Source organism: Vibrio maerlii (assembly GCF_003415655.1).
GTDB classification, from domain to species: domain Bacteria; phylum Pseudomonadota; class Gammaproteobacteria; order Enterobacterales; family Vibrionaceae; genus Vibrio; species Vibrio maerlii.
The window spans coordinates 1-802 of sequence record NZ_QRHC01000041.1; the positions used below are offsets into that span (position 1 = coordinate 1).

Annotated in this window: 2 tRNA genes and 1 rRNA gene; all 3 read left to right on the forward strand. The window is 42.6% G+C overall.

The features are described 5' to 3' along the window. Positions 1-66 precede the first annotated feature (66 nt). A tRNA-Ile gene (locus DPF91_RS21875) sits at positions 67-143 on the forward strand. 44 nt (positions 144-187) lie between these two features. After that, a tRNA-Ala gene (locus tag DPF91_RS21880) sits at positions 188-263 on the forward strand. A gap of 363 nt (positions 264-626) precedes the next feature. Next, positions 627-802, forward strand: a 23S ribosomal RNA gene (locus DPF91_RS21885); the annotation flags it as partial.

Below are 802 nucleotides of genomic sequence, written 5' to 3' on the forward strand. Positions count from 1 at the left end.
AAAGATTATTGCGATGAGTGTTCACACAGATTGGTATGGTTTAAAAAGTTTTAGAGACATCATGTTGGGTCTGTAGCTCAGCTGGTTAGAGCGCTCGCCTGATAAGCGGGAGGTCGGTGGTTCAAGTCCACTCAGACCCACCACTCTCTTCTCCCAGAAGGGTGTGGCGTAAACATGATATTTCGTTGGGGCTATAGCTCAGCTGGGAGAGCGCCTGCCTTGCACGCAGGAGGTCAGCAGTTCGATCCTGCTTAGCTCCACCATCTTTAAGCACATTCTCTTGAGTGTTTTTAAAAATGGTTCTTAACGAACTAGCTCTTTAACAATTTGGAAAGCTGACGAATAACAACAATCCCCATATCTTCGGATATGCGTTGTTATTCAATTAAAAGTTCTCAAATCCTAGATGATGTCTTTTCATAAAGAGATGATTTAGGTACCAACACACATTCAAGTGTTCTTGGAAACACCACAGTTTACTGTGATGTTTAATATTTGAGTCCGGCAAAATCGAATGTCTCTCGCTCATTYAAATAATGAGAGACAAAACCTTGGTTGTTTGCCATACACCTTTTTGTCTTCACTTTTAAAAAGTGAAAGCAAATCGAAACCTCTTGGGGTTGTATGGTTAAGTGACTAAGCGTACACGGTGGATGCCTTGGCAGTCAGAGGCGATGAAGGACGTATTAACTTGCGATAAGCCCAGATTAGACAGTAAAAGTCTTTGAGTCTGGGATTTCCGAATGGGGAAACCCACTTACATAAGTAAGTATCGCTGCATGAATACATAGTGCAGCGAGGC